This window comes from Methylocaldum sp. RMAD-M (assembly GCF_017832375.1).
In the GTDB taxonomy this organism is placed as follows: Bacteria; Pseudomonadota; Gammaproteobacteria; order Methylococcales; family Methylococcaceae; genus Methylocaldum.
In genome coordinates, this window is sequence record NZ_JAFIBZ010000056.1 from 1 (window position 1) to 8403 (window position 8403).

The window sequence follows — 8403 nt, forward strand, 5'->3', positions numbered from 1 at the left end:
CTGACCCGCTATCGCGATGACGGTCGTCTGGAGATCGACAACAATGCCGCGGAACGCGCGTTGCGGGTGGTGGCGCTCGGCCGGAAGAACTATCTGTTCGCCGGCTCCGACGCCGGCGGCCAGCGAGCGGCGGCGATCTACACCCTGATCGGCACGGCCAAGCTCAACGGCCTCGATCCGGAGGCGTACCTCCGGACCGTGCTGGCCCGCATCGCCGAGCATCCCGTCAATCGGATCGACGAGTTCCTACCCTGGAACCTCGCCGATCAGGTGACGGAACTGACCCAGCCCATCGCGGCTTGACGCCGTCAACACGGTAAGGCTCGGACGCTTACCATTCTCCCGGTCATTTTTTTCTGTTGGGCTCCCCCGCATACGCGGGGATCGACCCTAACTCAAGGCCCCGCTTCGGCGGGGCCTTTTCATCCTGCTGATTTAGGACACACGGAGCGAAACCGATGATTAGCGATCATGCGATGGTTAGACTGTCCGATTATCCCATCCTGGAAGAGCTGGGGCAGCGGCGCACGAAGGCCAAGCGGCTCGACCGTAGGGCCTGCCGCTACATCTATCAAACTGGCCTGTCGGAAATCGATCCCGCCCGGATCGGGGCGGCGGAGCGCCAGCTTATCACCGAGCTGGGGATTAGCTGGCGCATTCGGGACGATGCATTGATGCGCCGGATGGCTGGTAAATATATTTGGTGGAAAACGCCAGACGAGGCCTTGGAACGGCCTGAGCGTGTCATAGCTCAGGTTATGGACATAGGGGACTACGAGGATGTTCAGGCGCTGGCGGAGCACGTGGGGGATGATGCGCTGCGGGATGTTCTGACGCATGCCGAAGCCGGCTGGTTCAACGAACGCTCCTAGCACTATTGGCATTACCGCCTGGGCCTGGCCGAACTCGAACAGGTGCCGCCGATGCCCAGCAGACAGATGGATTGAAACTAAACTGTTGGACATGGCATCGGATCAAAACATCTTCGAACCCTGGCAAGCCGATTACGACCAGGCCGCTTATCTCATGGGCGTTGCTGCTGCCGCGCTTGTTATCAGTCCATTCCTGGGCGCTTTCAAACCGTTGTCCGTCATAGGCGCTGTGCTCGCGTTTTTGTGCTCTATTCAGACATTGCGAAAGGGCCGGCGTCGCGAACGCGGCATTCTCGTAGAACAAGCAGCGATTGAGGCAATTAAAGCGATCCTTCCGCCGAACTGGACGCTTCAAACGGACGTGTCAGCGGGCCGGGTCGGTAATATCGACATGCTTATTTCGGTCGGCGAGAAAACGCAAATCGTCGTTGAGATAAAGAGCTATGACGGAATCCGGGAAAACGCCTATGGGTTTCTGGTGAAACGATCCGGCGCAAGGATTTTTAAAAACATTGTGGCCCAAGTGTGGAACCAGTGCGGGGCGGTCGGCTCAAAAAGCCCGGTGATTTGGGTCCCGACAGCGATAGAACAACATTCGTTCAAAAGTCAGAAAGGCATTGTGGTAGTAAACGGCAATGCTCAAATGCTCCTAAACGCCTTGTATTGGGTGGACGAGAATGTGAAGCGCTCGTTTGAAATAAAGTTCGATGGCATCCCTCCGCAATGGCTGCGGGAAGATGTGAAGAACCATGGCTTTCGGTTTGATGGCATGGTGTGGCGTGGATGGGGGAGCAAGTTGGAAATGCAACCCCTTGCGAAGGCCGTTCTAGCCGAGGGCGGCATGATTCGTTGTTCTTAGTGGTTAGGCGCTGCAACTCGGAGTTTTCGCGCCCGCGAAAACCGGTTAGGGCGGCCATTGCTGCGCCCCATGCAACACGCGCATCAGTTCAATGCGTTTAGCTCTCGGCTTAATGCGATAGACCACGACAAAGGGCGTGCGGCTGATGACCAGCTCGCGCGTGCCGCGCTTGCGGCCGGGTCGCCCCATTTCCGGATGCTCGATAAGGAGACCGACTTGATGCTCGATCCGGTCGCCCTGCTCGATGGCGGCGCTCGGACTGTCCTGAGCAATGTAATCCAGGTGCGCGTCACGGTTCGCCACCGCCGTAGGCAACCAAACCAGCCTCAAGCAGTGTCACCGTCTTTGATGCGCTTCATCAGTTCGGCCCTCTTCCTCGCCCAGCTCGCTTTCACTTCCTCGTGCGGTATCCAGACGGTATTCGGGTCGTCCGCTTCTTTCAGCGCCTGCTCGACCTCTTGTCGAAACCATTTGTCATAGGCGGCGGCTTCGTGGGCTTGCTTGAGGGCCTCGGCTCGATCTGGCCGCGAGTAGGTCTTAATACTGGCGGGGTCATAATTGGCGGCGTCCACGTCGAACCGGCTAATACCGATGTCTTTGAGGTAGGCCACCAGGGTTTCGAGTTTTTTGAACGTGCGCACCTGCTTACTGCGGCTCGCGGCCAAGGGGCGCTCCTGCATGCCATATTTGATCAGTACCCCCCAGCCCCCCGCTTGACCGATCACATGCGCGCCTCGGACGGCTCCGGCTTCAACCAGACGAGATAGGGTGTTGTGGTCGATGGTTTCAGCACTCATACGTGCACCTGCCTTTCTGCGGATCAAGGAATAATTGGTATTATAAGCAATCTACAAAAGATTGTTCGACAATCAACAATTGATTCCGCTAAGTTTTTAACATAGTGCCTGTTATCGGCTATTGCTCGCACCGCGCAGCCGGGTTTTTTCATTGCTGTGTTTTCGTCCTGGTTTTTCCGCCGCTGGTCTTAGCCAGAGCTACCAGCTCGGCTTGCAGGCGTTCCACTTGGGGACGTCTCAGAAAACGGAAAAAATCGTACGCTAAGCCGGTTGCAGCGGTCGTAGCGGCCTGAACTTGCCCGCGCCGATCTTGGCGCTGCTGCGCCAGAGGTAATCGCCGGTCAGGTTGATGTGCTCCCAGCCCAGCGGCGACAGGTACTGCAACAGGGCGTCATCGACAGTCTGGCCGTGACCGCGTAAGGCGTTTGAGGCCCGTTCCAGATAGACCGTGTTCCACAACACTATGGCCGCCGTCACCAGGTTGAGGCCGCTGGCCCGGTAGCGCTGCTGCTCGAAACTGCGGTCGCGGATTTCGCCCAGCCGGTTGAAGAACACGGCGCGGGCCAGCGCGTTGCGGGCTTCGCCCTTGTTCAGTCCGGCATGCACGCGGCGGCGCAGCTCGACGCTTTGCAGCCAGTCCAGGATGAACAGCGTTCGCTCGATGCGGCCCAGCTCGCGCAGCGCCACGGCCAGGCCGTTCTGGCGCGGGTAGCTGCCGAGTTTCCTGAGCATCAGCGAGGCCGTCACCGTGCCCTGCTTGATCGAGGTGGCCAGCCGCAGGATTTCGTCCCAATGAGCGCGGACGTGCTTGATGTTGAGCGTGCCGCCGATCATCGGTTTCAGCGCGTCATAGGCGGCTTCGCCCTTCGGAATGTAGAGCTTGGTGTCGCCCAGGTCGCGGATGCGCGGCGCGAAGCGGAAGCCCAAGAGGTGCATCAGCGCGAAGACGTGATCGGTGAAGCCTGCCGTGTCGGTGTAGTGCTCCTCGATGCGCAGGTCGGATTCGTGGTATAGCAGGCCGTCGAGCACGTAGGTCGAGTCGCGCACGCCGACGTTGACCACCTTGGTGTGGAACGGCGCGTACTGGTCGGATATGTGCGTGTAGAACGTCCGCCCTGGGCTGCTGCCGTATTTCGGGTTGATGTGGCCCGTGCTCTCGGCCTTGCTGCCGGTGCGGAAGTTCTGGCCGTCCGACGATGACGTGGTGCCGTCGCCCCAATGCTCGGCGAAGGGATGCCGGAACTGCGCGTTGACCAGATCGGCCAGCGCCGCCCCGTAGGTTTCGTCGCGGATGTGCCAGGCTTGCAGCCAGGCCAGCTTGGCGTAGGTCGTGCCGGGGCAGGACTCCGCCATCTTGGTCAGGCCCAGGTTGATGGCGTCGGCCAGGATCGTGGTCAGCAGCAGGTTCTTGTCCTTGGCCAGGTCGCCCGATTTCAGGTGCGTAAAGTGCCGGGTGAAACCCGTCCACTCGTCCACCTCCAGCAGCAGTTCGGTGATCTTGACGTGCGGCAGGATCATCGCCGCCTGGTCGATCAGCGCCTGCGCGGTGTCGGGCACCGCTGCATCGAGCGGCGTGATCTTCAGGCCCGACTCCGTGATGATGGCGTCCGGCAGCTCGTTGGCCAGTGCCATGCGGTTGACAGTGGCGAGCTGTGTTTCCAGCAGCGTCAGCCGGTCATGCAGATACTGGTCGCAGTCGGTGGCCACGGCCAGCAGCAATTCGCTGGCCTGCTTGAGGCTGGCGAATTTCGCGGGCGGCACCAGATAGTCCTCGAAGTCCTTGAACTGGCGCGATCCCTGCACCCAGATGTCGCCGGAACGCAGCGCGTTCTTCATCTCCGACAGCGCGCACAGTTCGTAATAGCGCCGGTCGATGCCGGTGTCGGTCATCACCCGCTTCTGCCAGCGCGGCTTGATGAAGTCGGTCGGCGCGTTCGCAGGCACCTTGCGCGCGTTGTCGCTGTTCATGCCGCGCAGCACCTCGATGGCGTCGAGCACGTCTTTGGCAGCGGGTGCGGCCCGCAGCTTGAGCACGGCGAGGAATTCCGGCGCGTAGCGGCGCAAGGTGGCGTAGCTCTCGCCGATACGGTGTAGGAAATCGAAGTCCTCGGGCTGCGCGAGCTTCTGCGCTTCGGTGACGCTTTCGGCGAAGGCATCCCAGGACATGACGGCCTCGATGGCGGCGAACGGATCGCGGCCCGCTTGCTTGGCGTCGATCAGCGCCTGGCCGATGCGGCCGTACAGGCGCACCTTGGCGTTGATGGCTTTGCCAGACGCCTGAAACTGCTGCTGATGCTTGTGCTTGGCGGCGTTGAACAGCTTGCCCAAAATGCGGTCGTGCAGGTCGATAATTTCGTCGGTGACGGTGGCCATGCCCTCGATGGACAGCGCGACGAGGGTGGCGTAGCGCCGTTGCGGCTCGAACTTGGCCAGATCGGCGGGCGTCATCTGGCCTCCCTCGCGGGCGATCTTGAGCAACCGGTTCTGGTGCACCGACCGCTCGATGCCGGAAGGCAGGTCGAGCGCCTGCCAGGCTTTGAGGCGCTCGATGTGTTCGAGCATGTGGCGCGAGTTCGGCTTGACGGGCGACTGGCGCAGCCAGGCCAGCCAGGTCGTCTTGCCGTTGTCGCGGCGCTTGAGCAGATCGTCGAGGCGGTGCCGGTGGGTGGCCGACAGGGGATCGGACAAGGCCGCGTAGATGCGGCGGTTGGCGCGGGTGATCGCCTCGGCACAGACCCGCTCGACAACATCCAGCGTCGGCAAGATGATGTGTTGGTGCCGCAGAGAGTCGAGGGCGCTGCTGGCCAGCACGATGCCCTTGTCGGTCTGCAAGGCCAGTTTGGTCATGGCATGGACAGCCTGCTGATAGTGCGCCAAGCCGAACGGTTCCATGCCCAGGTACGCCCGCAGTTCGAGCAGATGCTCGCGCCGTGTTTCCTCGCGCTCGGCATACTGTGGCCAGCACCCCGGATCGGTGCGCAGTTGCCGTCCGATCCATTGCAGGAGGGGCATGGGCACCGCAGCGTCGGGCAGCAGGCCCTGACCGGGGAAGCGCAACAGGCACAACTGCACCGCGACCCCCAGCCGGTTCGCGTCACCGCGCCGCTGGCGGATCAGTGACAGGTCGGCCTCGCTGAAGGTGTAGTGACGGATCAATTCGTCTTCGGTATCGGGTAACGCCAGCAGGCTTGCCCGCTCGGCGGCGGACAGAATGGAGCGTCGAGGCATGGTCAGTCGTCCGTTCGCAGGTATTGGTAGAGGGTTTCGCGGCTGATCCCGAACTCGCGGGCGAGTTGTGCCTTCTTTTCGCCGGCAGCGGCGCGACGGCGCAGCTCGGCCACCCGCTCCGGCGCGAGCGCCTTCTTGCGGCCCCGATAGGCCCCGCGCTGCTTGGCGAGCGCGATGCCTTCGCGCTGCCGCTCGCGGATCAGGGCGCGCTCGAACTCGGCGAACGCGCCCATCACCGAGAGCATCAGGTTCGCCATCGGCGAGTCCTCGCCGGTGAAGGTCAGGCTTTCCTTGACGAACTCGATGCGCACGCCGCGCTGGGTGAGCTTCTGCACCAGGCGGCGCAGGTCGTCGAGGTTGCGCGCCAGGCGGTCCATGCTGTGCACCACCACCGTATCGCCGTCGCGCACGAAGGCGAGCAGCCGCTCCAGCTCGGGGCGCTGGGTGTCCTTGCCCGATGCCTTGTCGGTGAACAGCCGGTCCACCGGCACATGCTCAAGCTGGCGTTCCGGGTTCTGGTCGAAGCTGCTGACGCGGACGTAGCCGATACGCTGACCGTGCAAGGTGGCCTCCTGAGGGCAATGTGTCAGGAAGAAATCCATGACCCTTGACGGCGCGTGTCAATCAATTCGGAAGGCGGCTCTATTCTGACGCTTTCGCGTCACACGATCTGACGCCAGGTTAGGGTATGCTTCAACTAGACACAAAGGAGCGAAATTGCGACATGCGGAACATCAGGGAAATGTTCGAGAGGCACCAAGTCGGTGTTTACTTCGGGGCAGTTGTGGTGGCTGCGTTTGTCGCTTTTCTCGTACCCGGCACCGCAGCGCTTGAAGGCGGCGTGAATCCAGCGCTTGCATTCATGCTGTTCGTGACATTTCTGCAAGTGCCCCTGGCCGACCTTGGCCGCGCCTTCGGTCGCGGTCGGTTTCTTGCCGCACTGCTCATTACGAATTTCGTCGTAATGCCGCTCTTGGTGGCCGTACTGGTGCAATTTCTGCCATCCGACCCCATGGTGCGGCTCGGCGTACTGCTAGTGTTGCTGACGCCTTGCATTGACTATGTGGTTACGTTCTCGCACCTTGGTCGTGCTGATGCCCGCCTGCTACTGGCGGCAACCCCTACGCTCCTGGTTGTGCAAATGCTGCTGCTGCCGGTCTATCTCGGCCTGCTTCTTGGGAATGATGCCGCAGCCCTCGTGCAGCCCGGCCCGTTCGTTCATGCCTTCGTCTGGTTAATCGCTGTTCCACTGGCCCTTGCTGGGCTTGTGCAGCTATGGGCAGCTCAAAGCCGGGCCGGTGCAAAAGTCTCGGCGTCACTTGGCCTATTGCCGGTACCGGCGACTGCCCTTGTCCTATTCGTGGTCGTCGCGGCCGTGGTGCCCCAGCTCGGCCCGGCGACCGAGGCGGCCTTGAGTGTGATTCCCTTCTATATCGCCTTTGCTGTGATCGCCCCACTGATCGGATGGAGCATTAGCCGACTGTTCCGTCTTGATGCCACTGCCGGCCGAGCCATCGCTTTCAGCGCAGGCACTCGAAATTCCCTTGTTGTTTTGCCGCTTGCTCTAGCTGTGCCTGGGGCCATACCCATATTGCCAGCCATCGTCGTTACGCAAACTCTTGTCGAGCTACTCAGCGAGCTGGTCTATGTGCGCGTCATCGCCAGACTCGGTGGCCCTGATCCTGTTGTGCCCCAAACTTCCTCGTAGTCGATCAGAGCACGTTACGGCCGCTGCACCTGAACGCCCGCAACGCCCGCGACAGGGACAGAAGGAACAAGCCGGTCAAACCGAGCGCCGCGATGACCCAATGCTCGCCGAGGAGCGCGCCAGCGGCCGTACCGGCCAGCACGACGGCGAGGATGGGCAGGTGGCAGGGGCAGGTCAACACAGCCAGTCCGCCCCACAGATAGCCGGTGATGGGCTTGCGCTCGGAGCCGTTCATGGCAACGCCCCTTCCTGCCGGGCAGCCTCGGCCCGCAGCGCGCTCAACTGCACCTCCAGGCCCGCGAGCGCCCGCTGTCGCCGTTCGACGAGTTGGCGCAGCTCGGCGAGCCACACCGCCGCTTCACCGGCATCCGGGGCGTCCAGCGCCCGGCACAGCCGGGTCAGCACGTCCAGGCCGATCCCCGCCTCGAAGGCAGCCCGCACGAAGCGCAACCGCTGCAAGGCGTCCGCGTCGAACACGCCATAGCCGCCGGCGGTGCGCGCGGCCGGGCGCAACAACCCGCGCAGCAGGTAGTCGCGCACGACGTGCACGCTCACGCCGGCATCCTGGGCCAGGCGCGACACGGTGTAGGCGTTCATCGAACACCTCCCTTTTCCTCATCCGGCGCAGCAGGACAGTTGCTTCACGTCCTTGTTGAAGGTCTGCGCCGCGAGCTTCAAGCCCTCGACCATCGTGAGATACGGGAACAACTGGTCGGCCAGCGCCTGCACGGTCATCCGGTGGCGTATCGCCAGCGCGGCCGTCTGGATCAGTTCGCCCGCTTCCGGCGCCACCGCCTGCACACCGATCAGCCGCCCCGAGCCGGCCTCCGCCACCAGCTTAATGAAGCCGCGCGTGTCGAAGTTGGCCAGCGCCCTCGGCACGTTGTCGAGCGTCAGCAGCCGGCTGTCGGTCTCGATGCCGTCGTGGTGCGCTTCCGC

10 protein-coding genes and 1 pseudogene are annotated in these 8403 nt (G+C 62.5%); 4 read left to right on the forward strand and 7 right to left on the reverse strand.

Annotated features, from left to right (window positions below):
- From JOD69_RS24185 to JOD69_RS24195, 3 genes are all read left to right on the forward strand, one after another.
- Positions 1-303 (forward strand): transposase domain-containing protein (locus tag JOD69_RS24185; protein ID WP_210024354.1); only part of this gene is annotated, 303 nt, incomplete at its 5' end.
- Positions 304-458: 155 nt separating this feature from the next.
- Complete coding sequence (locus tag JOD69_RS24190) at positions 459-872, forward strand: hypothetical protein (RefSeq protein WP_205780966.1); 414 nt, start codon at positions 459-461, stop codon at positions 870-872.
- 91 nt (positions 873-963) lie between these two features.
- On the forward strand, positions 964-1731 hold the full coding sequence (locus tag JOD69_RS24195; RefSeq protein WP_139841006.1) for a nuclease-related domain-containing protein: 768 nt from the start codon (positions 964-966) through the stop codon (positions 1729-1731).
- Positions 1732-1776: 45 nt separating this feature from the next.
- Here JOD69_RS24195 and JOD69_RS24200 read toward each other — a convergent pair whose 3' ends face one another.
- The 4 genes from JOD69_RS24200 to JOD69_RS24215 all read right to left on the reverse strand — a co-directional run bounded on the left by JOD69_RS24200 (position 1777) and on the right by JOD69_RS24215 (position 6319).
- Positions 1777-2061: a type II toxin-antitoxin system RelE/ParE family toxin gene (locus JOD69_RS24200; protein ID WP_086133365.1), complete on the reverse strand. Its 285-nt coding sequence runs from the start codon at positions 2059-2061 to the stop codon at positions 1777-1779.
- On the reverse strand, positions 2058-2528 hold the full coding sequence (locus tag JOD69_RS24205) for a hypothetical protein (RefSeq protein WP_086133364.1): 471 nt from the start codon (positions 2526-2528) through the stop codon (positions 2058-2060). Before JOD69_RS24205 ends, JOD69_RS24200 begins: the two co-directional genes overlap by 4 nt.
- Before the next feature lie 261 nt (positions 2529-2789).
- Entirely contained in the window at positions 2790-5756 is a 2967-nt protein-coding gene (locus tag JOD69_RS24210; RefSeq protein WP_210024355.1) for a Tn3 family transposase, read from the reverse strand.
- Between the two features lie 2 nt (positions 5757-5758).
- Positions 5759-6319, reverse strand: coding sequence for a recombinase family protein (locus JOD69_RS24215; protein WP_086133362.1), 561 nt, complete (start codon positions 6317-6319; stop codon positions 5759-5761).
- Between the two features lie 161 nt (positions 6320-6480).
- Between JOD69_RS24215 and JOD69_RS24220 the strand changes: the two genes are divergently transcribed.
- Complete coding sequence (locus tag JOD69_RS24220) at positions 6481-7464, forward strand: arsenic resistance protein (protein ID WP_210024356.1); 984 nt, start codon at positions 6481-6483, stop codon at positions 7462-7464.
- A gap of 4 nt (positions 7465-7468) precedes the next feature.
- Here the strand turns inward: JOD69_RS24220 and merE are convergent, their stop codons facing one another.
- The 3 genes and pseudogenes from merE to JOD69_RS24235 all read right to left on the reverse strand — a co-directional run.
- Positions 7469-7699 (reverse strand): broad-spectrum mercury transporter MerE, encoded by a 231-nt coding sequence (merE, locus tag JOD69_RS24225; protein ID WP_086133360.1) that lies wholly within the window; start codon positions 7697-7699, stop codon positions 7469-7471.
- On the reverse strand, positions 7696-8061 hold the full coding sequence (merD, locus tag JOD69_RS24230) for a mercury resistance co-regulator MerD (protein WP_086133359.1): 366 nt from the start codon (positions 8059-8061) through the stop codon (positions 7696-7698). Before merD ends, merE begins: the two co-directional genes overlap by 4 nt.
- 18 nt (positions 8062-8079) lie before the next feature.
- Positions 8080-8403, reverse strand: a pseudogene (locus JOD69_RS24235) (mercuric reductase); the annotation flags it as partial.

What these genes read in the sequence shown, in the direction of transcription:
- JOD69_RS24190 (WP_205780966.1), top strand. Translation starts at nt 459, where the DNA reads ATGATTAGCGATCATGCGATGGTTAGACTGTCCGATTATCCCATCCTG.
- JOD69_RS24195 (WP_139841006.1), top strand. Translation starts at nt 964, where the DNA reads ATGGCATCGGATCAAAACATCTTCGAACCCTGGCAAGCCGATTACGAC.
- JOD69_RS24220 (WP_210024356.1), top strand. Translation starts at nt 6,481, where the DNA reads ATGCGGAACATCAGGGAAATGTTCGAGAGGCACCAAGTCGGTGTTTAC.
- merE (WP_086133360.1), bottom strand. Translation starts at nt 7,699, where the DNA reads ATGAACGGCTCCGAGCGCAAGCCCATCACCGGCTATCTGTGGGGCGGA.
- merD (WP_086133359.1), bottom strand. Translation starts at nt 8,061, where the DNA reads ATGAACGCCTACACCGTGTCGCGCCTGGCCCAGGATGCCGGCGTGAGC.
- JOD69_RS24205 (WP_086133364.1), bottom strand. Translation starts at nt 2,528, where the DNA reads ATGAGTGCTGAAACCATCGACCACAACACCCTATCTCGTCTGGTTGAA.
- JOD69_RS24210 (WP_210024355.1), bottom strand. Translation starts at nt 5,756, where the DNA reads ATGCCTCGACGCTCCATTCTGTCCGCCGCCGAGCGGGCAAGCCTGCTG.